At 68.4% G+C, this 23,445-nt stretch carries 20 protein-coding genes; 10 read left to right on the forward strand and 10 right to left on the reverse strand.

The window, feature by feature from the left end; all coding sequences use genetic code 11:
- The 5 genes from AC5P65_RS19015 to recC all read right to left on the reverse strand — a co-directional run.
- On the reverse strand, positions 1–90 hold a 90-nt coding region (locus tag AC5P65_RS19015), incomplete at its 3' end, for a transposase (RefSeq protein WP_288037469.1).
- Positions 91–308: 218 nt separating this feature from the next.
- Positions 309–836: a hypothetical protein gene (locus tag AC5P65_RS19020; RefSeq protein WP_111099174.1), complete on the reverse strand. Its 528-nt coding sequence runs from the start codon at positions 834–836 to the stop codon at positions 309–311.
- A 90-nt stretch (positions 837–926) separates the two neighbouring features.
- Positions 927–2,807: an exodeoxyribonuclease V subunit alpha gene (gene recD, locus AC5P65_RS19025; RefSeq protein ID WP_111099173.1), complete on the reverse strand. Its 1,881-nt coding sequence runs from the start codon at positions 2,805–2,807 to the stop codon at positions 927–929.
- The gene (gene recB / locus AC5P65_RS19030; protein WP_180833045.1) at positions 2,804–6,484 is read right to left on the reverse strand and encodes an exodeoxyribonuclease V subunit beta; all 3,681 of its coding nucleotides are present in this window, start codon (positions 6,482–6,484) and stop codon (positions 2,804–2,806) included. The genes recD and recB overlap by 4 nt, the downstream gene beginning before the upstream one ends.
- Positions 6,481–9,828, reverse strand: coding sequence for an exodeoxyribonuclease V subunit gamma (recC, locus tag AC5P65_RS19035; protein ID WP_111099171.1), 3,348 nt, complete (start codon positions 9,826–9,828; stop codon positions 6,481–6,483). Before recC ends, recB begins: the two co-directional genes overlap by 4 nt.
- A 189-nt stretch (positions 9,829–10,017) precedes the next feature.
- Here recC and AC5P65_RS19040 point away from each other — a divergent pair, with 189 nt between their 5' ends.
- From AC5P65_RS19040 to AC5P65_RS19065, 6 genes are read left to right on the forward strand one after another with little or no spacing between them, the layout of a single operon-like run.
- Positions 10,018–10,806, forward strand: coding sequence for an ABC transporter ATP-binding protein (locus AC5P65_RS19040; RefSeq protein WP_014039019.1), 789 nt, complete (start codon positions 10,018–10,020; stop codon positions 10,804–10,806).
- On the forward strand, positions 10,806–11,555 hold the full coding sequence (locus AC5P65_RS19045) for an MlaE family lipid ABC transporter permease subunit (RefSeq protein ID WP_005414955.1): 750 nt from the start codon (positions 10,806–10,808) through the stop codon (positions 11,553–11,555). Before AC5P65_RS19040 ends, AC5P65_RS19045 begins: the two co-directional genes overlap by 1 nt.
- A gap of 59 nt (positions 11,556–11,614) precedes the next feature.
- Positions 11,615–12,139, forward strand: coding sequence for an outer membrane lipid asymmetry maintenance protein MlaD (gene mlaD / locus AC5P65_RS19050; RefSeq protein ID WP_021203289.1), 525 nt, complete (start codon positions 11,615–11,617; stop codon positions 12,137–12,139).
- Positions 12,136–12,798: an MlaC/ttg2D family ABC transporter substrate-binding protein gene (locus AC5P65_RS19055; RefSeq protein ID WP_021203288.1), complete on the forward strand. Its 663-nt coding sequence runs from the start codon at positions 12,136–12,138 to the stop codon at positions 12,796–12,798. The genes mlaD and AC5P65_RS19055 overlap by 4 nt, the downstream gene beginning before the upstream one ends.
- On the forward strand, positions 12,788–13,099 hold the full coding sequence (locus AC5P65_RS19060; RefSeq protein ID WP_021203287.1) for an STAS domain-containing protein: 312 nt from the start codon (positions 12,788–12,790) through the stop codon (positions 13,097–13,099). The genes AC5P65_RS19055 and AC5P65_RS19060 overlap by 11 nt, the downstream gene beginning before the upstream one ends.
- A gap of 1 nt (position 13,100) precedes the next feature.
- On the forward strand, positions 13,101–14,114 hold the full coding sequence (locus AC5P65_RS19065; protein WP_180833046.1) for an MlaA family lipoprotein: 1,014 nt from the start codon (positions 13,101–13,103) through the stop codon (positions 14,112–14,114).
- 84 nt (positions 14,115–14,198) lie between these two features.
- Here the strand turns inward: AC5P65_RS19065 and AC5P65_RS19070 are convergent, their stop codons facing one another.
- From AC5P65_RS19070 to AC5P65_RS19080, 3 genes are all read right to left on the reverse strand, one after another.
- Entirely contained in the window at positions 14,199–14,744 is a 546-nt protein-coding gene (locus AC5P65_RS19070) for a glutathione peroxidase (RefSeq protein ID WP_111099196.1), read from the reverse strand.
- Between the two features lie 125 nt (positions 14,745–14,869).
- Positions 14,870–15,265, reverse strand: a complete 396-nt coding sequence (locus tag AC5P65_RS19075; RefSeq protein ID WP_019658780.1) for a hypothetical protein — start codon at positions 15,263–15,265, stop codon at positions 14,870–14,872.
- Positions 15,266–15,336: 71 nt separating this feature from the next.
- Entirely contained in the window at positions 15,337–16,893 is a 1,557-nt protein-coding gene (locus AC5P65_RS19080) for a DNA recombination protein RmuC (RefSeq protein ID WP_019658781.1), read from the reverse strand.
- A 45-nt stretch (positions 16,894–16,938) separates the two neighbouring features.
- Here AC5P65_RS19080 and AC5P65_RS19085 point away from each other — a divergent pair, with 45 nt between their 5' ends.
- Positions 16,939–17,544, forward strand: coding sequence for a glutathione S-transferase family protein (locus AC5P65_RS19085; RefSeq protein ID WP_111099194.1), 606 nt, complete (start codon positions 16,939–16,941; stop codon positions 17,542–17,544).
- A 153-nt stretch (positions 17,545–17,697) separates the two neighbouring features.
- Here AC5P65_RS19085 and AC5P65_RS19090 read toward each other — a convergent pair whose 3' ends face one another.
- Positions 17,698–18,705: a zinc-binding alcohol dehydrogenase family protein gene (locus tag AC5P65_RS19090; RefSeq protein WP_111099193.1), complete on the reverse strand. Its 1,008-nt coding sequence runs from the start codon at positions 18,703–18,705 to the stop codon at positions 17,698–17,700.
- Positions 18,706–18,796: 91 nt separating this feature from the next.
- Here AC5P65_RS19090 and AC5P65_RS19095 point away from each other — a divergent pair, with 91 nt between their 5' ends.
- The 3 genes from AC5P65_RS19095 (at position 18,797) to AC5P65_RS19105 (ending at position 22,044) form a co-directional block, all read left to right on the forward strand.
- On the forward strand, positions 18,797–19,768 hold the full coding sequence (locus AC5P65_RS19095) for a LysR family transcriptional regulator (RefSeq protein WP_111099192.1): 972 nt from the start codon (positions 18,797–18,799) through the stop codon (positions 19,766–19,768).
- Positions 19,769–19,782: 14 nt separating this feature from the next.
- Positions 19,783–20,412 carry a leucine efflux protein LeuE gene (gene leuE, locus AC5P65_RS19100; protein ID WP_005411716.1) on the forward strand — a complete coding sequence of 210 codons (630 nt, stop codon included), beginning with the start codon at positions 19,783–19,785 and terminating at the stop codon, positions 20,410–20,412.
- Between the two features lie 204 nt (positions 20,413–20,616).
- On the forward strand, positions 20,617–22,044 hold the full coding sequence (locus AC5P65_RS19105; protein ID WP_019658787.1) for an amino acid permease: 1,428 nt from the start codon (positions 20,617–20,619) through the stop codon (positions 22,042–22,044).
- A 49-nt stretch (positions 22,045–22,093) separates the two neighbouring features.
- Here the strand turns inward: AC5P65_RS19105 and AC5P65_RS19110 are convergent, their stop codons facing one another.
- A complete protein-coding gene (locus AC5P65_RS19110; RefSeq protein WP_019658788.1) occupies positions 22,094–23,335 on the reverse strand; it encodes a dipeptidase in 1,242 nt (413 codons plus the stop codon).
- Between the last annotated feature and the right edge of the window lie 110 nt (positions 23,336–23,445).

Below are 23,445 nucleotides of genomic sequence, written 5' to 3' on the forward strand. Positions count from 1 at the left end.
GTGGCGACGAGCAACGGCTTTGACTGATGTGGAGGTCTTGCAGGCCTCTTTGGCGACCTGCAGTTTGAAACGAGCGTCGTATCTGTGCATGTATTCCTCGGGGTTGGATCTGGCGTCCAACTCCCGGGGGTCACTTCACCAATGGGGGCTTGGTCGCGGCATCCATGCCGCTCACACCCCCTCAACCGGACCCACCCCGCCTTCGACAGTTTCCTGCGGTCTGCAGTAGATCCACGCCATGCGTGGATGAGCGTGGAAATGATCGAAGTACGCTTTTGTAGAGTCGAGCCATGCTCGACTGCTTCTGGCTAGCGATTCAGGAACAGATCGACCGCTTCATCAGCCTCGTAGGCGGTTATCTGCCCAAGCATCCGCGCGACACCCGTGTTCTCATGGGCCAGGGCAAGCGCTGTCAGCAACGCTGAACTCATACTCTTGTCATGTTTATCGAGGATTACGCTTGCGGCGAAGCATGCAAGGTTCTGGAGCGCTTCTGAGTACTGAGGCTCCACGGATTCAGGAATTGAGATTCCAGCCTCCCTCCGCTCGACTTCGATCTTGACCGGCAGCCCAACAAAGTCAAACATCAAGAGCTCTGGCTGCTGCAGAAGCACGTCAACAATATGCGGCACCGCTGCAAACGAAGCGCTGTAGACATCCCCTTGATGGCACAAGCTGCTCCACAATTCCTCCCAGGTGTCTTCAATCGAATCGTCTTCCGATCTTTCACCCTTCGGAATACTCAGATTGGCGAGCAGCTCCGGAATGTCATCCGCTGCACCGTATGCGTGCTGCAGTTCGGCCCAGCGTGGGTCATCCAGGGCGATAAGCGCCATGTGCCGGTTCCTGTGTCGTGGGGTAGCAACGCAGGATAGGTAGCGCCGACGGCGTCATCAAAGGGCAAATGCGACAACGGACGACGGGGGTCAGAACAACGTGCCCTGCACCGTAGGCTGTTCGATGCGTGCCGGTGCTTCGGCCACCTCTTCCGCACCCAGCCGCCAGGCCAATCCACCGAGGCGACTGGCATGCCGCTTCAACGCTGCCTGCAGCACCTCTGCGCTGCCCGCCACATGCAGCACCTGGCGGGCACGGGTCAGGCCGGTGTAGACCAGCTCGCGCGACAGCACGCGGCTGTCCTGGCGTGGCAGCTGCAACCACACTTCATCGAACTCCGAGCCCTGTGCCTTGTGCACGGTCATCGCAAAGGCGCTTTCGTGCGCGGGCAGTGCGGCCGGGTGGAAGGCGCGTGGCTGCTCGACGGTGTCGCCCGGGAACCAGGCCACGATCGCGCCGCTGTCGTCGCGCAGGCAGATACCGATGTCGCCGTTGAACAGGCGGTGCCGGTAGCTGTTCTCGGTGACCAGCAGAAGGCGGCCCTGGAAGTAGCCCGGGGTATTGCCGGCCAGCAGCTGCTCGATACGGCTGTTCAGCCCGCGCGCACCTTGCGGGCCTTCGCGCAGCGCGGTCAGCACGCGCAGGCGACCGGCCTGCTGCAGGGCACGTACCGGATCCGCGGCCTCGGCCAGTGCACGCCAGTGGCCCAGCAGGTGCTCACGCTGGCCACGCAGCGGGTCCGCCTCACCTTCGTGGAAGTGCACGCCAGCCAATCCACCACCGCGCAGCAGCTGCAATGCAGTGCGGCTGTCACCTTCACGCACGGCATGCGCCAGCGGTGCCAGGTCCAGCGCATCACTCTGCCGGTAGCCGCGTTGCAGCTGCACGCGACGGCCGGCGAAGGCGCGTGGTGCGGCCTGCGGCTGCAGGGTGGCCTGTGCCAGCAGGCCATGCAGCGCCAGCGCATCGTCGGCGCGGGTGCCGATGCCTTCGCCGCTGGCGCGCAGGATCGCGCTGAGCACATCACCGGCTTCGACCGACGGCAACTGATCGGGATCGCCGAGCAGGATCAGGCGGGTGCCGCTGGCAATTGCATCGACCAGCTTGGCCATCATCGGCAGATCGATCATCGACGCTTCGTCGACCACCACCACGTCCACCGCCAGCGGATTGTCGGCGTGGTGGCGGAAGCGCGGCGAATCCGGGATCACGCCGAGCAGGCGATGCAGGGTGGTGCCGGTACTGGGCAATGCCGCGCACAGCGCCGGGTCCACGCCGTGCTCCTGCAAGCGCTGCACGGCCTGCCGCAGGCTCTCGGCCATCCGCTCGGCGGCGCGACCGGTGGGCGCGGCCAGCGCCACCTCGGGCAGCGGCTGGCCGGCGTGCCGGGCCTGCGCGGCCAGCAGCAGCAACAGGCGTGCGATGGTGGTGGTCTTGCCTGTGCCGGGGCCGCCGGTGACCAGCGCCAGCGGATGGCGCAACGTCACGCCGGCTGCGCGTGCCTGGTGATCTTCGCCGTGCGATGCGTGCGGGAACAGCTGCGCGAACAATGGCGCCAACGCTGCCATGTCCGGCGCCGGCAGCGGATGCCGGCCGATGCGCTGCAGACCGGTGGCCAACTGGCGCTCGTACTCGCGGTAGCGGCGCAGGTACAGCAGCCCGTTCTCCAGCACCAAGGGGGCATCCCCGGCGATGGCGTCAGCCTGCTCCGGTGTGGCCACCCATGGCGATGCGCGCAGCTGCGCCAGCCAGGCCTGCGCGGCGGGCCACTCGGGCACGCCTTCCAGCAACCGCTGCGGTTGTGCCGGATCGAACGCGGCGTGGCCCTGGGACACCGCCAGCGAAGCCAGCGCCGCCGCCAGTGCCACACTGTCGGGCGTGTCGTCGCGCAGCCGCTGCAGGCTGGTCGCCAATGCGTGGTCGAGGGTACGCAGCAGGCCCTTCTGATGCAGTTCCTTCAGCAGGCTCATGCGCTGGCTCCACGGGCACGCGCGGCGAGCTGGGCCTGGGCCTGCTCGCCGCCGGCGAACAGCGCGTCGAGTGCATCCACCAGCGCGAACGGAAAACGATCCACGTGCACGCCGTTGCCCGTGCCATCCAGGCCGCGGCAGAACAGGTAACGGATGCCGCCCATGTCGCGCTCGTAGTCGTAGGCGGCGCCCAAGCGGAAGCGCAGCCAGCGATGCAGGGCCACGGTGTAGATCAGCGCCTGCAGATCATATTCGCTGTGGCGCATGGCAATGGCCAGCAGGTCCGGGCTGTAGCCGGGCAGGCGGTTGGACTTGTAGTCGAGCACGTACCACCGGCCATCACGCACGTAGGTCAGGTCGATCATGCCGGTCATCAGCCCCTCCAGGCGGCGGCGCTGGCCGAAGCCGCGGCGGCCACTGGAAACACCATGCGCATGCAGCACCTGCAGCAGGGCCGGCACCGTGGTTGGTTCGATGGCGAAATGGAAGTCGATTTCGGCGCGGCGCTCGCCTTCTCCCAGGCTGTGCAGCGCGCCGCCTTCGGGCAGCGGCACGGTCAGGGTGTGGCCAACCAGCGGCACCAGCACCGCCACGCCGTCGTCCAGGTCGACGTCGGCATAGCCTTCGTCGTGCAGCGCCTTGCGCAGTACCTCGGCCTGCCCCTCGGGCGCTTCCAGGCCCGGCTGCCAGTCAGCCCATGCAGCAAAGTCGACGTTCTCCATTGCCTCGTGCAGCACGTTGCCGAAGCGGCTGCCCATGAAACGCGGGTCGAGCGGCGCACTGTCCTCGGCCGCCGCGGCGGCTTCCGGCAGTGCCGGTTCCAGCGGCAGCTCCGGGCCGGTGGGTTCGTCGGCTGCCGGCGCCGGCAGCGCGGTGGCAGCGGCTTCGATGTCACTGCCCGCGCCGGCATCGGCGTGGGCCAGCTGGGTGAAGCTGTACACCCACCAGTCGTGCGGAACGCGCCGGGTCAGTGCACGCACCGCCGGAAGATCCCCTTCCACTTCGGCCGCCAGCTGCGGCAGCGCAGCCGGTACCTCACTGTCATCGATGCGCACATCGGCATGCGCGCGCAGCGCCTGCAGGTCACCCAGCAGCGGTGCCAGCCGCGTCCTGCCGAGCCCGGCCAGATCACCCACGGCGATCCACAGCGCGTGCTCGGCGCGGGTCAGGCCGACATACAGCAAGCGCGCATCCTCGGCGCGCTGCTCGCGCTCGCGCTGCGCAGTGGCCGCTTCCCAGGCCTCGTCCTTGCCCAGCTTCCAGTGCAGCTGGCGCTGGCCGCCCACATGGACCGTGCAGTGCGAGGCGGTGTTGGGCGCACCGCCGTCGATGCCCACGAAGGGCAGGAACACCAGCGGGTACTCCAGGCCCTTGCTCTTGTGCAGGGTGATGATCTGCACGCGGCGCGCATCCGATTCCAGCCGCAGCAACTGCTGCTCGTCATCCTGGTCGGCGCTGGCCATCTGCCCCTGCAGCCAGTCCAGCAGGCCGTGCATGCCCAGCGCCTGCGCCGAGGCTTCCTGCAGCAGTTCGCCCAGCTGCAGGTAGTTGGTCAGGCGGCGCTCGCCATCGATCAGCGCCAGCAGGCGTTCGCCCTGTGCGGCGCAGACGTCGGCGATCACCGCGAACGGGCCGCCGCGCTGCCAGCGCTCGCGCCAATGCAGCAGCTGCGCCTGGAACCCGCGTTGCAGGTCGCCCTCGCGCTCCATCGCCGCGATCGCACTGGCGCGCTGGCCGAGCAGTACCGTGGCCAGCGCTGCGCGCAGGCGACCTTCGTCAGCCGGCTGCAGCAGCGCCAGCAGCAGTGCACGCAGATCACGCGCTTCGCTGGTGGCGAACAGGCTCTGCTTGCCCGCTGCCACGGCAGGAATGCCGACCGCGGCCAGCGCGCGCTGCACCAGCGTGGCCTCGCGATGCGAGCGCACCAGCACCGCGATGTCACCCGGCTGTACCGGGCGCCCACGCAGAACAGCACTGCCTGCACGTGCCGCGACCAGGATCTGGTGGATCGCCGCCACACAGGCCTGGGTCGCTGCTTCGCGCGAGGCATCGGCACTCATCGCCTTGTCACCGCCACTGCGCAGCACGCGCAGGGTGAGTGCCGGGGCGGCATGGCCATCGCGCTGGTAGTCCGCATCGCTGCGCACGCCACCGGGCCGCACCGGCTCGAACTGGATGCCACGCTCGAGGAAGGCGTCTTCGCCACCGTTGTCGTACAGCGCCTGCAGCGCGCGCAGCACGGCCGGTCGCGAGCGGAAGTTCTGGTCAAGCACCGGCGCCTGTTGCGCTACCCGCTTGGCCTTCAGGTAAGTGTGGATATCACCGCCGCGGAAACCGTAGATCGCCTGCTTGGGATCGCCGATCAGGAACAGCGCCGGTGCCAGGCCGAGCTCGCGCACCTCCGGTGAATCGCCGAACACGGTGTGGAAAATGCCCCACTGACGGTCGTCGGTATCCTGGAACTCATCGACCAGCGCGATGCGGTACTGCGCGCGCAGCTGCTTGATCAGTGCCAGCCGCTGCGGGCCTTCCAGGGCCAGTGCCACGCCATCGATCAGATCGTCGTAGGTCTGCACCCGGCGGGTGCGCTTCAGCGCCTGCAGGCGCTGTCTGGCTTCGTCGCGAAGCACGTGCAGGAAGTTCAACGCGGTGGCACGCAGCCAGGCATCGCGTTCGGCCAGAAGCGCGACATAGCGGGCCAACGGCGCCTGCAATGGCGACGATGGCGTGCGCTCGGCGAATTTCTTGTTGGTCTTGGCTGCCAGCGCCTCCGGCAGCAGTGCCGGCAGGCGCTCGCTGGTCAGCAGCTCGCGCGGGTCGGCGCGCTCGGCCCAGCCCAGCAGTTGCCGGCCCAGCGGGTGCAGCCAGCCCAGCTTGTAGGACACGCCGTTGATCCATTTGTTGTCGACCGCATCGCAGAGGTCGATGAAGAACTGCTCGCCATGCTCGCGCACGCTTGCGGACAGCTCTTCGGCAACACTCTGCAGGGCGGCCTGCGGATCGGGCAGCGCCACCGCCTGTGGCAACGGGTGCAGCGGCGGCGCGGCCAGCAGCGCGCGCAGATCGGCGGCCAGTGCGTCCGGGGTGGACCACAGCCAGGTCAGCGGTTCCAGCGTGGCCGGGTCATTGGCATGTACCCGCCAAAGGTCGGCCGCGAGCGCTTCCAGCAACTCACGGTCGCTGGCCAGCAGCTCCGGTGGATCGAACGTGTGGCCGCTTTCCAGCGCGTGCTCGCGCAGCACGCGGGTGCAGAAACCGTGGATGGTGAAGATGGACGCGAGGTCGATCTCATCGGCGGCGACCTGCAGGCGGCGCTTCAGTGCGGCGGCGCGCTCGGTACCTCCCTGCAGATGCCGCAGCAGCACCTCGCGGGTCAGCCGCACGTCCGGCGCTTCGCCTTCGACCGGTTCCAGATCGACCAGTCGCGCCGCCAGCGCCAGGCGCTCGCGGATGCGCTTGCGCAGTTCCTGGGTAGCCGCATCGGTGAAGGTCACCGCCAGGATCTGTCCGATGCGCAGGCCCTGTTCCACCACCAGGCGGGTAAACAGCGTAGCCAGGGTGAAGGTCTTGCCGGTACCGGCACTGGCTTCGATCAGGCGGATGCCATCCAGCGGCAGGGCCAGATAGGGATCGACCGCCATGCACTGGGCTCGCTCATCGATGAAGGCGGGGCTCATGCGCTGCCCTCCTGGCGCGTTTCGGCGCCGAGGGTGCGGCCTTCGCGCACCGCGCTGAAGACCACCTGGCTGTTGCGCAGCAGGTCGGCATAGCCGGCGTCGGTGGCAAATGGATCGGCACCGCGCAGCAGCAGCTGCCAGGCGTCGCTGCTGGATTCACCCCAACTGCGGTCGCTGCCGTGCCACTGCTTCCAGCCTTCGCTGCGCTGCTTTTCTGCCGGCGCGTTGTACAGCACCCAGCCGGTGTACGGGGCAAAGCGCAGCGGCTCGCGCAGGCCACGCTGGCGCAGCTGCAGCAGCGCACGCAGCGCCGCGCGCGCCGCCGGAACGCTCAATGCCGGCAGCACATGCGGGCCGGGGCCGGCATCGCCGCCATCGTGGAACTGCACGAGGGGCAGCGCGTCGCCAGCGGCGTTGGCCAGCAGCCAGTCCAGGCCCTGGCGGATCACTGCATTGCCATTGAGCGTGCCGGCACGCAGGCGCACCAGCCCTTCGGGATGCCGATCGGCCACGCGGCCATGCAGGCGCACGCCATCGATATCCACTTCGTAGCGACGGCTTTCCAGTGGTTCGCCCTGCATCCAGCCCAGCAGCGCACTGGCATACGGGCGTGTCTTCAACTGCTCCACCTCGAACTGGCGCTCGCCCAATGGACCCGACGGCAGCAGGCCACGCGCGCGCAACCGCGGGTACAACGGCTCGGCATCGCCGCTGAGCGTGGCGCGTACCACCGCCGCCTGCACACTGCGCTTTTCCGGTCCGCGCGCGGACAGCACCAGCGGTTCCAGGTCATCCACCTCCTCCACCTCGTCGGCCAGGCGCAGGCCCAGCGACTGAGCGAGGAACTGCCCGGCCGGGTCGCACAGGAAACGACGCAGGGTATCGAGTGCGACCTCGTCTTCCACCGCATCGTCGAGCGGCGGCGGCAACGGTGCATCGAACCACGGCTGCAGGTCGCCCCGCTGGCCGCTGAGGCGCCCGGCAGCCGGATGCCACTGGCGGCGATAGCTGAAGCGACGTGGATCGCCATCGCCGAAGGCAGCCGGTGAGAACGGCTGCAGTGCGTGGCGCACGGTGAAATCGCGGACCGCCGCCGGCGGATCGAGGTGATACCCGGCGGCGGCATCGATCAGTTCACTGACCAGCACCGACGGCTCACGCACGCTGCCATCGCGCGGATCGGCGCCGAGATAGCTGAGATAGAACACCTCCTGCGCGGCCGCGAACAGCTGCAGGAACAGGAAGCGGTCATCCTCGCGGGTGGAGCGGTCGCCCGGACGGCGGCGCGGCGTATCCTGCTCGGCGGTGAGCTGGTTGAGGCCCGCGGCCGGGTCCCGGCGCGGGAAATCGCCATCGTTGAGGCCGAGCACGCAGATCACCCGGAACGGCAGCAGCCGCATCGGCACCATGCGGCCGAAACTGATGCCACCGGTCAGCAGCGGTGCGCGCGTATCGGCCTCCCCCAGTACGCCGGCGAAGTGCGAACGCACCACCTCCGGCGGCACGCCGTCTTCGAAACCGGCCTTGGCGGCATCGTCGGCGAACTGGTTGAGCAGCTTGCGCAGGCGCTCCAGCGCGCGCTGGCTGTTGGGCGAGCTGGGCGCGGTGGGCAGCAGTGCGTCCAGCAGCGACAGCAGGCGCTGCCGCCACTGCGCCGGGGTCAGCAGCTCGCCGAGGCGACGCTGATAGATCGCCAGCACGCGCAGCAGGCGCAGCAACCGGTCCAGCGCGTCCAGCGCGCCGCCTTCCAGTTCGATCCACGGCGCCACGCCGGCCACGTCGGCCTCGCTGCCGGTGGCATGGCCGAGTACCAGGCGATCCAGCGCGAACTGCCAGGTGTAGGCGTCGTCGGCCGGTGCCTGGTGCTGGTTGCGGTGTCTTGCGTCCAGGCCCCAGCGTGCGCCGGCCTGCTGCAGCCAGCCATGCAGGCGGTCGAAGTCCACCGCTTCCAGCCCGGCCGCTTCGGCCAGCGGCGCGCTGGCCAGCAGGTCCAGCACTTCGTTCAGGCCAAAGCGCGAGACCGGCAGGCCCAGCAGATGCACGAACACATCGGCCAGCGGCTCGCCCGCCAGCGGACTGCTGTCGGCCAGGGCATACGGAATGTGTTCCTCCTCGCCGCCGCGACCGCCGAACACCGCTTCCAGGTACGGCACATAGGGATCGATGTCCGGCGCCAGCACCGCGATCTCGCGCGCCTGCAGCGGCGGGTCGAAGCGCGGGTCCTGCAGCAGGCTGCGCAGCTGGTCGTGCAGTACCTGCAACTCACGCAGGCGGGTGTGGCAGGCGTGTACCTGCAGGCTGGGGTCGTCGCTGCGCAGGCCGTCGCGCAGTTCACCCGAGGGCAGCGCGCGACGGTGGAACAGGTCACGCTGCAGGCGATGCAGCAGGCTGTCGGACAGGCCACCTTCGTCCAGGCTTGGCCCGGTGTCCTCCTCCGGATCGGAATAGGCGGCGATTTCGCCGGCCGGATGCACCACCTCGTAACTGCCCAGCACCGCCATGAAGTCGCGCCCGGCCGCACCCCACGCTTCCAGCAGCCGGTTCTCGCCGGCCGCTTCACCGAAGGGATCCGGTGCGCCACTGCGCAGGCGCTCGGCCAGCGTCTGCAGATCTCCCCAGTACGACTGCACCGGGGTGGGCATGTAGAAGTGCAGCTCGCCCACCCGGGCCTGGGTGGCCATCACCCGCAGCACGTCGGGCGAGATGTTGAGCGTCGCGAACGCGGACATGCGCGGCGGCAGGCCTTGCGGCAGCGGCTGGCCGGCGCCTTCGAAGCGGTCCAGGTACTCCTGGATGCGGCGGGCGCGGTAGTTGTGGCCCCGGGTGATGGTGCGCCACAGGATTGCCTGCGGATCGGCCGGATCGGCCCCCGCCGCCCAGCGCAGCAGCCAGTCACGCCGCCAGGCCTGGTACTTCTCGAACACCGAGGCCAGCTCGCCGGCCAGCGCCCACGGCTTCAGAGCATCATCGCCGGCAAGATACGACTGCAGCGCGCGCATCGGTGGCTGCGCCAGCAGCGACGGATCGCGCAGCGCCTGGTACAGCTTCCAGTGCAGGCCGGCGGCGTCCAGATCGTCCTGCTCACCGCTGACGTTGGCCTTCAGCGCGCGCGCCACGAACTCGCCGGGGGTCAGGAACTGGAGGTTGGCGGCGACGCCGAATTCCGCGGCCAGTGTCGCCTGCAGCCAGCGCCGCATCGCCACCTGCGGGATCAGCACCACTTCCGGCGCCAGCAGCGGCTGGCCCTGCACCGGCACACGCACGTTGCGCGCCAGCAGCGCGGCCAGCACGTCCAGGGAATTGGAATGGTAGAGGCGGAAATCGCTGCCCGGGTCACTCATCATGCACAGTGTGCAGCACGGCAGGCAGTATTCAATGGTTGGCACGCCAGCGGTACGGATTGTTCCGGCCCGCCGGCCGATTGTCCCGGCCTACGCGAGGCCTTGCCGTGCAACAATACTGGACCGTCCAGTCTGCTTATGTTCAGCCGACGGGCCCGATCCTTCGATGTCTAAAAAACGTTAATGGTGCCCATGTCGGCTTCCACCTCCAGTCTGGTGCAGTTATCCAACGTCCGCATCGACCGGAGCGGGCGCACGATCCTGCGCGACGTGTCGCTGCAGGTGCCCAAGGGCAGCATCACTGCCGTGCTCGGTCCGTCCGGCAGCGGCAAGTCGACCCTGCTGGCGGCGCTGACCGGCGAACTGCGCCCGGTCGCCGGCGAGGTCACCCTGTTCGGCAAGCCGATCCCGCATGACAGCGGCGCACTGCTGGAAATGCGCAAGAGCGTGGGCGTGCTGCTGCAGGGCAATGGCCTGCTGACCGACCTCACTGTGGCCGAAAACGTCGCCCTGCCGCTGCGCACGCACACCCGCCTGCCGACCGCCGTGCTGCGCCGCCTGGTGGAAATGAAGCTGCATGCGGTGGGCCTGCTGGCCGCCGCCGATGCCTGGCCGCGCGAGCTGTCCGGCGGCATGGCGCGCCGTGTGGCGCTGGCCCGTGCGCTGGCGCTGGACCCGCCACTGATGATCTACGACGAGCCGCTGACCGGGCTGGATCCGATCGCCTCCGGGGTGATCATGAGCCTGATCCAGCGCCTCAACCACAGCCTGGGCCTGACCAGCATCATCGTCAGCCACCACGTGCACGAGACCCTGCCGATCTGCGACCAGGTGATCGCGATTGCCAATGGCGGCATCGTGTTCCAGGGCACGCCCGAGGCGCTGCAGTCCAGCCAGGACCCGCTGCTGCGGCAGTTCCTGCATGGCCAGCCCGATGGCCCCATCCCGTTCGATGCCGCGCCGCGCGCGAGGGTCGCCTGATGCCGTTCGTCCAAGCCACCCGTTCGCTTGGCCGCGCCGGCCTGTTCTCGCTGACCGTTTTGCGCGGTTCGCTGCCCACGCGTGATTTCCTTGCCGAGCTGACCCGCGAGATCTACAAGATCGGCGCGCGCTCGCTGCCCATCATCGCCGTCGGCGGTGCCTTCGTCGGCCTGGTGCTGACGCTGCAGGGCTACCGCACGCTGACCACCTTCGGTGCGGCCGACGCGCTGTCGACCCTGCTCGGCCTGTCGCTGTATCGCGAGCTGGCACCGGTGCTGACCGCGCTGCTGTTCATCGGCCGCGCCGGCAGCTCGATCGCGGCCGAACTGGGCCTGATGCGTGCCACCGACCAGATCAAGGCGCTGGAGCTGATGGCGATCGACCCAGTGGCCAAGGCGGTAGCGCCGCGCTTCTGGGCGGCGGTGCTGACCGTGCCGTTGCTGACCGGCATCTTCTGTTCGCTGGCGATCAGCGCCAGCTACTTCGAAGCCGTGCACGTGCTGGGCCTGGACAACGGCGTGTTCTGGTCGGCGCTGCGCAACAGCGTGGATTTCTGGGACGACTTCGGCGTGGCGATGCTGAAGTCGGCGATCTTCGGCGGCACTGCCGCGCTGGTGGCCGCCTATGTTGGTTTCCACGCCGAGCCGACCATTGAAGGCACTTCAGTGGCGACCACCCGTGCGGTGGTCAACGCCTCGCTGCTGGTGCTGATGTTCAACTTCGTGCTGTCGGCAATGTTGTTCACCTAACCCCTCCACCGGCGGTGCGCAGGCGCGCGCGGCCACCACGACTCGATCAGGTAATCCACATGGCCATCCGCGGTCCCAGACTTGAATTCTCTGTCGGCGCCTTCCTGCTGCTGGCTCTGGCCTCGTTGCTGGTGCTGGCCGTGGCCTCGACCAACCAGCGCTGGAGCTGGGGCAGTGAGGGCTATGACCTGAAGGCGCGCTTCTCCCAGGTCGGCCAGCTGCGCAAGCAGGCGCCGGTGAAGATCGGCGGCGTGACCGTCGGCCAGGTCGCTTCGATCGACCTGGACCCGGTGAAGTTCGAATCCATCGTGACGCTGCGCATGGACAGCAAGGTCAAGGACCTGCCGGCGGACACCTCGGCCGGCATCTTCACCAGTGGTTTGCTCGGCGAGAGCTATATCGGTCTGCAGCCGGGCGGTGACCCGGACGTGCTGAAGGCCGGCGACGAGATCGTCTTCACCCAGCCGGCCGTGGACCTGATCCAGCTGGTCGGCAAGTACATGTTCAGTGGCGGCGCCGGTGGCGGCACTGCTCAGAAGCCCAACGATGGCGCGCAGGCGCCTGCAACGGAACCGCAACCATGAAAATGAAACTGATCCCGGCCCTGCTCGCCTCGGCGCTGCTGGCGGCCACCCCGTTCCTGGCCCAGGCCCAGGCCGCCGCACCTGCCGCTGCCGCAACGCAGAGCCAGGCCGGCAAGGTGGTGATCGATGCCAGCAGCCGCATCCTGTCCACGCTGCAGCAGCGCAAGAGCGAGTTCACCAGCAACCCGGCCAGCCTGCGCAGCTACATCGACAGCGAACTGACCCGCACCTTCGACCGCGACTACGCCGCGCGTCTGGTGCTGGGCCCGCACGCCCGCGGCGCTTCCGACGCCGACATCAAGCTGTTCGCCGATGCGATGGCCGACAGCCTGATGCAGCGCTACGGCTCGACCCTGCTCAACATCCAGGGCAAGCCAAGCTTCCGCCTGAAGGGTGAAAGCCCGCTGCCGGGCAATCGTGGCGTGCGTGTCAGCACCGAACTGGTGCGCGCCGGCAACGAGCCGACTCCGGTCGAGTACTGGATGCGCAACGTGAACGGCCAGTGGAAGATCTTCGACGTCAACATTGAAGGCATTTCCTACGTGCAGACCTTCCGCAACCAGTTCGATACCCCGCTGCGCCAGAAGGGCATCAAGCAGGTGGCCAGCGAACTGCACAGCGGCAGCATGCAGGCCGGGCCCGCGGGCAATGGCAAGTAACGCACTGGCACTGCTGGAAGGCGACACCCTGCGCCTGCGCGGGGTGCTCGACCGTGCCGCGGTGATCTCGCTGTGGCCGCAGCTGCAGGCCCTGCCGGCAAAGCTGTCACGGCTGGAGCTGGGCGAGGTGGACCGCGTGGACAGCGCCGGCCTGGCGCTGCTGGCCGAGCTGGCGGCACGCGCGCGCAGGAGCGGTCACCCACTGGTCGTCTCCGGCGCGCCGGCCGGCTACAACGAGCTGAGCGCAGCCTACCGGCTGTCGCCCGATCTGGATTTCAACGCTACTTCTGCTGCGAGCTGACATGAACGTCGTACGCACTCTCCCCTTGATCGTCCTGGCCGCCGCGCTGACCGCCTGCGCCGGCAAGCCCGCACGCAGCGATGCACCGGCAGCCAGTACCGTGGTCCCGGCCAGCACCGTCGCCGAGGCCTCCGCCCCCACCGCCGATACCGCTACGATTGATGCCGCGCCGGCCGCAGCCGTGGTTGCCGCCCCTGCACCGGCCACGCCACCCTCCGTACCGGCCCGCGGCGCCGACACCGATGCGGCCAGGGCCGCAGCGGCGACCGCCCCCGGTGGTGATGACGACTTCGATGCCCTCTATGGCGGCAGCGGCAACACCGGCAGTGCGGCAGCCTACGACCCATGGGAACCGTTCAACCGCAAGGTGCACAAGTTCAACAACGCGGTCGACCGCGGCATTGCCCGTCCGCTGGCCACGGCCTACACCCACGTAGTGCCGCGCTTCGCCCGCACCGGCGTCAGCAACTTCTTCAGCAACCTGCGGGCACCGGTGACCATCACCAACCAGCTGCTGCAGGGCCGCGGTGCCGATGCCTGGGACAGCCTCGGCCGCTTTCTGATGAACAGCACGCTGGGCATCGGTGGCCTGTTCGATCCGGCCAGCAAGGCGATGGTGCCGCGCCGCAATGAAGACTTCGGCCAGACCCTGGGTGCGTGGGGCTGGCGGCGTTCGCGCTACGTGGAACTGCCGTTCTTCGGCCCGCGCACCGTACGCGATGTATTCGGCCTGGCCGGTGACATTCCGCTGTCGCCGATCCGCCGCATCGAGGAGGACAAGGTCCGCATCGGCCTGCAGGGCCTGCAGCTGGTGGATACCCGCGCGCAGCTGCTGGCGGTCGACGACCTGCGTGACACCGCCGTGGACGAGTACTCGCTGGTACGCGATGCGTGGATGCAGCGCCGCAACTACCAGATCGAGAACGATCTGCGCAGCAAGCGCGACCGTGGCCACGACGATGCCAATTCTCCGATCCCGGTCGATGCCATGCCGATGCCGAACTGGAGCAACTGATCGCTGCAGCCCGCGCATGAAAAAACCCCGCCTCGGCGGGGTTTTTCTTTCCGGCAGATGCCAACCTCGGTTGGCACGCTTTCCTCAAGCCGCCAGCGCGGCCTCGATGGCGTCGCGCAGGCGCGCGTCATCGGCAGCCACGTCCGGGGCGAAGCGGGCGATGACCTTGCCGTCGCGGCCAACCAGGAACTTCTCGAAGTTCCACAGCACTGCCGGCGCTGCGTGGATCGGAATCTCCTTGCTCGCCAGGCGCTCACGCAGCGGACCCTCGCCGATCGACTGCGGCTGGGCGGCGGTCAACTGCTGATACAGCGGGTGGGTGTCGTCACCGGCCACGCTGATCTTGGAGAACATCGGGAAACTGACGTCGTAAGTGAGCTGGCAGAACTGCTGGATCTCCGCCTCGCTGCCCGGCTCCTGGCCGAGGAAGTTGTTGGCGGGGAAGCCCAGCACTTCCAGGCCCTGCGCGTGCTTTTCCGCATACAGCGCCTGCAGGCCTTCGTACTGCGGAGTGAGGCCGCACTTGGAGGCGACGTTGACCAGCAGCAGCACCTTGCCCTGGTAGTCGGCAAGCGAGGACGGCTGGCCGTCGATGGTGGTGAGGGAAATGTCCTGGATCGGGGTGCTCACGTGGGGCTCCGGCAACAGCGGGAAATGGCCCACCAGCATAGCGCTGTGCGCGCGGTTGTAGAGCCGAGCCTACGCTCGGCTGCTGTGGCATCAGCCGAGCGTGGGCCCGGCTCTACAGGCAGGATTCAATCCACGCAGATCGTGCCCTGCGCCTTGCCGTCATCAATGCGCTGGCGGCAACCGAAGTTCTGGCGCACGTCGCGCTGGCAGGTACCGGTGACGGCACTGCCGGCGGCCACGTCGCCCGTGGCCAGGCACTGGCCGCTGCAGTCGCTCTTGCGGCTGCAGGCCTTGCCGGCGTCGGCATAGGGAATCACGCACTGCTCGCGCTGCAGCCGGCCGAGCCGCTGCAGGGTGCCACCGGCGGCCTGGCAGTCCACGTCGCGCGCTTCGCGGTACGCCTCGTCCGCTTCGGGGGTGCTGGAGGCGGCCTGCGTGGTCGTGTCCACGGTCGTTGGCGTGCTGCTGCAGGCGGCGAGCAGCGCGGTCAGGACAAGGCTGGTGAAGCGGGGCAGGCGCATGGCGGTACCTGGTCGAAGCGGACAGGCCGCCAGCATACCCATCGGCGATGCAGGCGGCGTGTCAGTGTGGCTCAGGCCTCGTCGCCCTCGCCGTCACTGCCTTCCTCCTCGGCCACCGCATCACCCTCGGCCAGGTCGCCGAGCAGCGACTGCGCCTGTTCGGACGCCAGCGACTCCACGCCACGCAGGCGGCGTTCGATGGTACGGGTCTTGCGGCTGGCCTCCCCGATGCTGCGGCCAACGGTAGTGATCTGCTTCTCGGCCTTTTCCAGGATGCCGGCGAACTTCCCGAACTCGCTCTTGACCGCACCCAGCAGGCCCCACACTTCGCTGGATCGCTTTTCAATGGCCAGGGTGCGGAAGCCCATCTGCAGGCTGTTGAGCAACGCGGTGACCGTGGTCGGTCCGGCCACCACCACACGGTGCTCGCGCTGCAGCAGGTCGACCAGGCCCGGGCGCCGGATCACCTCGGCATACAGGCCTTCGGTGGGCAGGAACATCACCGCGAAGTCCGTGGTGTGCGGTGGCACGATGTACTTGTCGCAGATCGACTTGGCCTGCACACGCACCGCGCGCTCCAGCTGGATGCCCTGCAGGCGCACGCCCTCGGCATCGCCCTGTTCCTGTGCGTCCAGCAGGCGCTCGTAATCCTCGCGCGGGAACTTGGAGTCGATCGGCAGCCACACCGGCGTGTCGTCGCTGCTGCGGCCCGGCAGGCGCACGGCGATATCGACCATCTCGCCACTATCCGGGCGCACCCTCACCGCACGCGCGTACTGCTCCTGGGTGAGTGTCTGCTCGAGGATGTTCTCCAGCTGCACTTCGCCCCAGCTGCCGCGGTTCTTGACGTTGGTCAGCACGCGCTTGAGGTCGCCCACGCCGGTGGCCAGCTGCTGCATCTCGCCGAGGCCACGCTGCACCTGTTCCAGGCGCTCGGAGACCAGCTTGAAGGAGTTGCCCAGCCGCGTTTCCAGCGTCGACTGCAGCTTCTCGTCCACGGTGTGGCGCATCTGCTCCAGCTTCTGGGCGTTGTCGTTCTGCAGCGCGCGCAGCTGTTCCTCCAGCGTGGCACGCATCTCGGCGATGCGCTGCTCGTTGCGCTGGGTCAGTTCCTGCAGGCGCAGGCCCAGACTGTCGGTCAGGCGCTGCTGCGACTGCGCGCCCTCCTCGCGGCCCTTGCGTGCATCGTCCACCAGGGTCTGGCGCAGTGCCCCGAGCTGGGTATCGGTGCGCGCAGTGAGCTCCTGCAGCTGCTGGCCAAACGCATGGATGCGTGCCTCCTGCTGCTGGCCGAAGGTCTCCAGCTGGCCGCGCAGTTCCTGCAGCCGCTGCCCCATCAACGCTGCGCCGCGCTGCTGGCTGTCGGCCACTTCAGCGCGGGCTTTGCGGGCATCTTCGCCCAGCGCTTCGCGCAGCAGGTCCAGGCGCTGGTCGGTGCGGGTGGACAGATCGGTCAGCGCGCGGGCGAAGCCATCGAGCTGTTCGCGCAGTTCGCTGCGCCCGGCGCGGGCCTCCTCGCGCACGGCCTGTTCCAGGCGGTCATGCGGCGGACGGCGCAGCAGGGCGACCAGTTGCAGGATGAGCACGGCCAATAGAAGGCCGGCAATGAGCAGGTATTCGGTTTGCATGGGGCAAGTGTAGGCTGGCCGAGTCTCAGCTGCTGCGTCAGGACCATGCTCGCTCTGTACGGAAAGCCCACCTCCATCAATGTGCGCAAGGTGCTATGGCTGTGCGCCGGTCTGGACTTGCCCCTGCACCACGAACCGGCCCCCCCGCCGGACCTGCTGGCCACGCTGAACCCCAACCGGCAGGTGCCGGTGCTGCGCGATGGCGACTTCGTACTGTGGGAATCCAACAGCATCTGCCGCTACCTTGCCGCGCGCGCCGGACGCGAGGATCTGCTGCCACGTGCGGCGCAGGCCCGTGCGCGGGTGGAGCAGTGGATGGACTGGCAGGCCAGCGATCTCAACAGTGCCTGGCGCCACGTGTTCATGGCGCGCGTGCGCCAGCATCCGGACTATCCGGACGATGCCCGCGCCGAGGCCAGCCTGGCGCAGTGGAACCGGCTGATGGGTGTGCTTGAAGCCCAGCTGGCCGCCACCGATGCCTATGTGGCGGGCAGCACCTTCACCCTTGCAGATATCGTGCTGGGGCTGTCGACCCAACGCTGGCGCAGCACGCCGGGCAGCAAGCCCGCGCTGCCCCACCTCGTCGCATGGTTCGAGCGCCTGCGAGAGCAGCCCGGTTTCGCCGAACACGTCGACAACGGCGTGGCGTGAGCGGTGGCTCCCGCAGCTGTTGGTAGGTGTCGCCCCTGGTCGACACGGCTGATCCACGCCATGCGTGGATGAAGCTCCGTAGAGCCGAGCCTATGCTCGGCTGACGCCCACGCGCGAACGGCAGCCGAGCGTGGGCTCGGCTCTACAGGAGCCTTACCAGCCTTCCAGCACGATCTTTCCCTTGGCGCGATGGCTCTCCAGCAGCGCATGGGCACGGCGCAGGTTGGCTGCGTCGATGCGTCCGAAATGCTCGCCCAGGGTGGTCCGCAGCACGCCGGTGTCGACCAGCTCGGCCACCCGGTTCAACAGGTCGTGCTGGCGCTGCATGTCCGCCGTCCGGTACAGCGGGCGGGTGAACATCGATTCCCAGTGCAGTGACAACGCCTTGCGCTTGAGCGCCATCACATCCACCTGGCCCGGGTCATCGATCAGGCCGAACTGCCCTTGCGGCGCCAGCAGCTCCACGATCTGCGCGTAGTGCTGGTCGGAATGGGTCAGGCTGGCCACGTGCTGCACCTCGCCGATGCCCAGCCGCGCCAGGCCCTCGGCCAGTGGCAGGCGGTGGTCGATCACATGGTGGGCGCCCATCGCATACACCCAGTCCTGGGTCTCCGGGCGCGAGGCGGTGCCGATCACGGTCAGCCTGGTGAGCTTCCGCGCCAACTGCACCAGGATCGAGCCGACACCACCGGCAGCGCCGATCACCAGCAGGGTCTGGCCTTCGCCCCCGTCCTCGGGAATGCGCAGGCGGTCGAACAGCAGCTCCCAGGCGGTGATCGCGGTCAGCGGCAGTGCGGCGGCAGCGGCGTCATCGAGGCTGGCCGGCTTGCGGCCGACGCTGCGTTCGTCCACCAACTGGTACTGGGCATTGCTGCCCGGGCGATCAATGACGCCAGCGTAGTAGACCGCATCGCCGGGCTGGAACAGGGTCACCTCGCTGCCCACCGCATCGACGATGCCGACCGCATCCCAGCCCAGCACGCGCGGGCCGTCGGTGGCCACGCCTCGGCGGACCTTGGTGTCGACGGGGTTCACCGCCACCGCGCGCACCGCCACGCGCAGGTCGCGCGGGCCGGGCTGCGGCAACTCCAGTTCGAGGTCGATCAGGGCCTGGGGATCATCGATCGGCAGGCCGGCTTGGGTGTAGGCAATGGCGCGCATGGCAGCGGTCCAGTGGGGGAGGAGGCGACAGGTTGCGCCGCACGCGGTCTCGCAGAAAGGCGGAGAATCGGGCAGCACTTTCACTCTGGCGATGAAGATGATCCGCTTCGACGATCTGCAGCTGTTCGTCCGCACTGCTGCGCTGGGCAGCTTTTCGCAAGCGGCCCGCGAGGCCGACCTGCTGCCGGGGCAGGTCGCCGCGGCAGTGGCGCGGCTGGAACGCGAGCTGGACCTGCGCCTGTTCGTGCGCACCACCCGCAGCCTGCGCCTGACCGGCGAGGGCGCGCTGTACCTGCCCTACGCACAGGACGTGCTGGCCACCCTGCGCGAGGGCCAGGCGCGCGTGCAGGCCGAGGACGCCGAACTGCACGGCACCCTGCAGCTGTCGGCGCCGTCGGACTTGGGCCGCAACCTGCTGCTGCCCTGGCTGAGCGCGTTCCGCGCGTCCCATCCCCGGCTGCGCCTGCACCTGCGCCTGTCCGATGAAGTGGCCGATGTGTTCCGCGACCCGGTCGACGTGGCCATCCGCATCGGCCACTTCGACGACGCCAACTACGTCGCCCTGCCCCTGCTGGAAGGCAATCGGCGCGTACTGGCGGCCTCGCCCGATTACCTGCAGCGGCGTGGCACGCCCACGCGCCTGGAAGATCTGCGTGAGCACGATTGCCTGGTCTACCAGCTCAGCGGTCGTGCCTACGATCGCTGGTCATTCGACGTCGACGGCCGCCGGGCGGTGATACCGGTGCGCGGCCCGCTGGTCTGCGATGACGCCGATGTGGTGCGGCGCTGGGCCGTGGCCGGCGAAGGCATCACCTACAAATCCTGGCTGGACCTGCGCGAAGACGTGCTGGCCGGGCGCCTGCAGCTGCTGCTCGACGGCGTCGGCAGCCACATTCCACTGCATCTCGTGTGCCCGCACCGCAAGCAGTTCTCACCCGCGGTGCGGCAGCTGCACGCGCAGCTGCGCCAGCACCTGCAACCGCTGCTGTCTGGCATGCCGGTTGGCCCCACCGGCCCCCTGTCCTCCGCCGTGGTGCTGGCCGACAATGGCGGCCCCGCGTAAGAGAGAACACCGCCATGCCGTGGATGGGCATCCAGGACCTGTGGACGTTTCTGGTCGCCGTGCTGGTGTTTCTCGCCCTGCCCGGCCCCGGCACCTTCACCCTGCTGACCGCCACCGGCCGTGGCGGCGTGCGTGGCGGCTACACTGCATTGGCCGGCCTGCTGGTCGGCGACCAGATCCTGATGTGGCTGGCGCTGGCCGGCGTGGCCGCACTGCTCAAGGCCAACCCGCTGGTGTTCCACGCCGTGCAGTACCTGGGTGCGGCCTACCTGGTGTGGGTGGGCATCAGCCTGCTGCGCACGCCCAAGCACGAGGGTGGCGACGCTGGCCCGATCCGCATGCAGCCCGGCCGCTATTTCCAGCAGGCGATCCTGGTCAGCCTGCTCAATCCGAAGGCGATCCTGTTCTACATGGCCTTCCTGCCGTTGTTCATCGATCCGAAGGCACACCAGGGCATCGCCACCTTCGCCGCGCTGGCCGGCATCATCCTGGTGGTCAGTATCGCCTACTGCTCGATGCTGATCGGCGTGGGCAACCTGGCCCGTCGCCGGTTGATCCAGCACCCGCGGATCAGCGATGCGCTGCGCCGCGTGGCCGGCCTGTTCCTGGTGGGGTTCGGCATCCGGCTCGGGTTGAACGGGTGAACGGGCGGCTGCCGCTGCTCGGCCTGGCCCTGCTGTTCGCCGGCACCGCCTCTGGCGACCCGGCCTGCTTTATGCCGATTCCGGCAGTCTGGTCGCGGTGCAGCGCGCGCGCCGGCAATCATGACCCCCGTCAGTGGTAATGCTGCGCTGCGTTCGGTCACACTCGGGAACTTGTCGTTCTAAGTCACCCCTTCCGAGGCCTGCATGTCCCTGTTCCGGCGCAAGTCCCTAGATTCCGTCACCGTCCACGAAGCCGGCAGGCGCCTGATCCCGACGCTCAGCTGGCCGCACCTGATCGCGCTGGGCATCGGCGCCATCGTCGGTACCGGCATCTACACGCTGATCGGCGTCGGTGCCAACCTGGCTGGCCCGGCCGTGCTGATCTCCTTCGCCATCGCCGGTGCGGTCTGTGCCTGCGCGGCGCTGTCCTACGCCGAGCTGTCGACGATGATGCCCGCCGCCGGCAGTGCCTACACCTACAGCTACAGTGCGCTGGGCGAGGTGTTCGCCTGGGTGGTGGGCTGGAGCCTGATCCTGGAGTACTCGCTGGTGGTGAGTACGGTGGCGGTGGGCTGGTCCGGCTACTTCGTCGGCTTCCTCGAATGGGTCCACACCCAGTTCGGCTGGAACGTGCACCTGCCGGCCTGGCTGGCGGCCGGCCCGCACGTGGAAGGCGGCATGATCAACCTGCCGGCGATCATCATCACCTGGCTGGTGGCCGGCATGCTGATGGCCGGCACCAAGGAAAGCGCCACACTCAACGCCATCCTGGTGGTGTTCAAGCTGATCGCGCTGGCCATCTTCGTGGCCGTGGCCCTGCCCGCGTTCGACAGCGCCAACCTGCAGCCGTTCATGCCGTACGGCTTCGCCAAGTCGATGGGCCCCGACGGCGTCGAGCACGGCGTGATGGCGGCAGCGGCGATCATCTTCTTCGCCTTCTACGGCTTCGATGCGATCTCCACCGCCGCCGAGGAAACCAAGAACCCGGGCCGCGACCTGTCGATCGGCATCATCGGTTCGATGATCGGCTGCACCATCGTCTACGTGCTGGTGGCGCTGGCCGCCGTGGGTGCGATGAGCTACGCGGTGTTCGGCCACAGCGCCGAGCCGCTGGCGCTGATCATGCGCCAGCTGGGCCATCCGACCGCGGCGATGGTGATCGGCGTGATCGCGATCATCGCCCTGCCGACCGTGCTGCTGGCCTTCCTGTACGGCCAGAGCCGCATCTTCTTCGTGATGAGCCGCGACGGCCTGCTGCCGCGTCGCCTGTCCAAGGTGAACGCACGTACCGGCACGCCGGTGGCAACCACGCTGTTCACTGCGGTCGTGGTTTCCGCGCTGGCCGGCGTGGCGCGCCTGGACGAGATTGCCGCACTGGCCAACGCCGGTACCCTGGCCGCGTTCACTGCGGTAGGCATCTGCCTGGTGGTGCTGCGGCTGCGCGAGCCGGACCGCGCGCGCACGTTCCGCACGCCGCTGGCCTTCGTGGTTGGCCCGCTGGCCGCGCTGGGTTGCATCTACCTGTTCATCAGCCTGCCGCACACCACCCAGCTGTACTTCCTGTTGTGGAACGTGGCCGGCCTGGTGCTGTACCTGCTGTACAGCCGACGCCATGCGCTGATCGCGAAATAGACCGATCACCGGTAGTGCCGGCCGCTGGCCGGCACCACCGCAGGGCGTTTCAACCGCCCTGCTTTGCGGCGTAGTCCTGCGCCTGGCGCATCACCCGCAGCAGGTTGCCGCCCCAGATGCCGGCGATCTGCTTCTCGGTATAGCCCTTGCGCAGCAGCCACGCGGTGATCTTCGGCAGCTGGCTGACATCGGGCAGGTCACTCAGTCCGCCACCACCATCCCAGTCCAGGCCGATGCCCGCGTGCTCAGGGCCGACCACCGTGAGGATGTGGTCGAAGTGGGCGAAGAAGTCGTCCAGGCTGGCGTGCCGCACCGGGTGCTCGTGGTCCAGTGCCTGTTCGGCCTTCAGCAGGGCAACGCCTTGTTCGATGCCCATGCCTTCCCAGCCGCCCAGCTGCTTGCTCAGCGCTTCCTCGGCCTGTTTGCGCTCGGGCGTCTTCGCGGTGTCGATCAGGTAGCCGCCATAGGCGTTCACCTGGATCACGCCGCCGGCTTTGGCCAGCTTGCGCAGGCGCGCGTCGTCGAGATTGCGCGGGTGGTCGTAGACCGCCTTGGCCGAGCTGTGCGACAGCACGAATGGTACCGGCATCATTGCCAGCAGATCGTCGAACACCGCATCCGATGCATGTGACTGGTCGATCACGATGCCCAGCTTCACCGCCTGCCGCACCAGCTCCTTGCCGGCCGGGCTAAGTCCTTTCCATTCCGCACCCTTGGGATCGGTGGCCGAATCGGCGAACTCGTTGTTGGCAAAGTGCACGGTGCTGAGCAGGCGCAGGCCGGCGCGGTGGTAGAACGAGAGCAGGCTGGGATCGGCCACCAGCGGGCTGGCGTTTTCCATGCTGATGTAGACCACACGCTTGCCGGCCGCCTTGATCCGCGCCGCGTCATCGGCGGTCAGTGCCAGCGCGAACCGCTCGGGGTTGGCGGCCAGCATCTCGCGTATTTCCAGCAACCGCTGCAACCCGTGGTCACGTTCGGCCAGGTGAGCGGCGGGGCTGCGGTCGCCCTGGTCGGTGTAGATCGCCCAGAACCCGCCGTCCAGCGCGCCTTCGACCATGCGCGGGTAGTCCACCTGCGAGAGTGCGTTGCGGTCGTGGCGCTGTTCGATGTCGAAGCCGGTGCGGCCGAAATTGGCCGGCGTATCCAGATGGCTGTCGAGGGTGACCAGGCGCTGCTGCAGGGCCTTGGCGCGGGCCAGCTCCTGCGTGCTGAACTCGATGGCGTGGGCGGACAGTGGCGCGCACAGCGCCACGGCAAGCACGAAGGACAGGTGGCGCAACGATGGCATGGGCTCTCACCGGTGTTGGGAAGAGCCCGACCATAGCGCTGCGGCCCGCCGTTTTGTAGCGCCGGGCATGGGCTCGGCTGCCAGACAGATCAGCCGAGCGTGGGCTCGGC

The sequence above is a fragment of the Stenotrophomonas sp. YJH_SMC_48-3 genome (assembly GCF_059369375.1).

Excerpts from the sequence above, each read along its gene's own strand:
- AC5P65_RS19040 (WP_014039019.1), top strand. The coding sequence starts at position 10,018 with ATGTCGGCTTCCACCTCCAGTCTGGTGCAGTTATCCAACGTCCGCATC.
- leuE (WP_005411716.1), top strand. The coding sequence starts at position 19,783 with ATGCCGTGGATGGGCATCCAGGACCTGTGGACGTTTCTGGTCGCCGTG.
- AC5P65_RS19045 (WP_005414955.1), top strand. The coding sequence starts at position 10,806 with ATGCCGTTCGTCCAAGCCACCCGTTCGCTTGGCCGCGCCGGCCTGTTC.
- recC (WP_111099171.1), bottom strand. The coding sequence starts at position 9,828 with ATGATGAGTGACCCGGGCAGCGATTTCCGCCTCTACCATTCCAATTCC.
- AC5P65_RS19095 (WP_111099192.1), top strand. The coding sequence starts at position 18,797 with ATGAAGATGATCCGCTTCGACGATCTGCAGCTGTTCGTCCGCACTGCT.
- recB (WP_180833045.1), bottom strand. The coding sequence starts at position 6,484 with ATGAGCCCCGCCTTCATCGATGAGCGAGCCCAGTGCATGGCGGTCGAT.
- AC5P65_RS19085 (WP_111099194.1), top strand. The coding sequence starts at position 16,939 with ATGCTCGCTCTGTACGGAAAGCCCACCTCCATCAATGTGCGCAAGGTG.
- AC5P65_RS19080 (WP_019658781.1), bottom strand. The coding sequence starts at position 16,893 with ATGCAAACCGAATACCTGCTCATTGCCGGCCTTCTATTGGCCGTGCTC.
- AC5P65_RS19065 (WP_180833046.1), top strand. The coding sequence starts at position 13,101 with ATGAACGTCGTACGCACTCTCCCCTTGATCGTCCTGGCCGCCGCGCTG.
- AC5P65_RS19090 (WP_111099193.1), bottom strand. The coding sequence starts at position 18,705 with ATGCGCGCCATTGCCTACACCCAAGCCGGCCTGCCGATCGATGATCCC.
- AC5P65_RS19055 (WP_021203288.1), top strand. The coding sequence starts at position 12,136 with ATGAAAATGAAACTGATCCCGGCCCTGCTCGCCTCGGCGCTGCTGGCG.
- AC5P65_RS19060 (WP_021203287.1), top strand. The coding sequence starts at position 12,788 with ATGGCAAGTAACGCACTGGCACTGCTGGAAGGCGACACCCTGCGCCTG.
- mlaD (WP_021203289.1), top strand. The coding sequence starts at position 11,615 with ATGGCCATCCGCGGTCCCAGACTTGAATTCTCTGTCGGCGCCTTCCTG.
- recD (WP_111099173.1), bottom strand. The coding sequence starts at position 2,807 with ATGAGCCTGCTGAAGGAACTGCATCAGAAGGGCCTGCTGCGTACCCTC.
- AC5P65_RS19110 (WP_019658788.1), bottom strand. The coding sequence starts at position 23,335 with ATGCCATCGTTGCGCCACCTGTCCTTCGTGCTTGCCGTGGCGCTGTGC.
- AC5P65_RS19105 (WP_019658787.1), top strand. The coding sequence starts at position 20,617 with ATGTCCCTGTTCCGGCGCAAGTCCCTAGATTCCGTCACCGTCCACGAA.
- AC5P65_RS19020 (WP_111099174.1), bottom strand. The coding sequence starts at position 836 with ATGGCGCTTATCGCCCTGGATGACCCACGCTGGGCCGAACTGCAGCAC.
- AC5P65_RS19075 (WP_019658780.1), bottom strand. The coding sequence starts at position 15,265 with ATGCGCCTGCCCCGCTTCACCAGCCTTGTCCTGACCGCGCTGCTCGCC.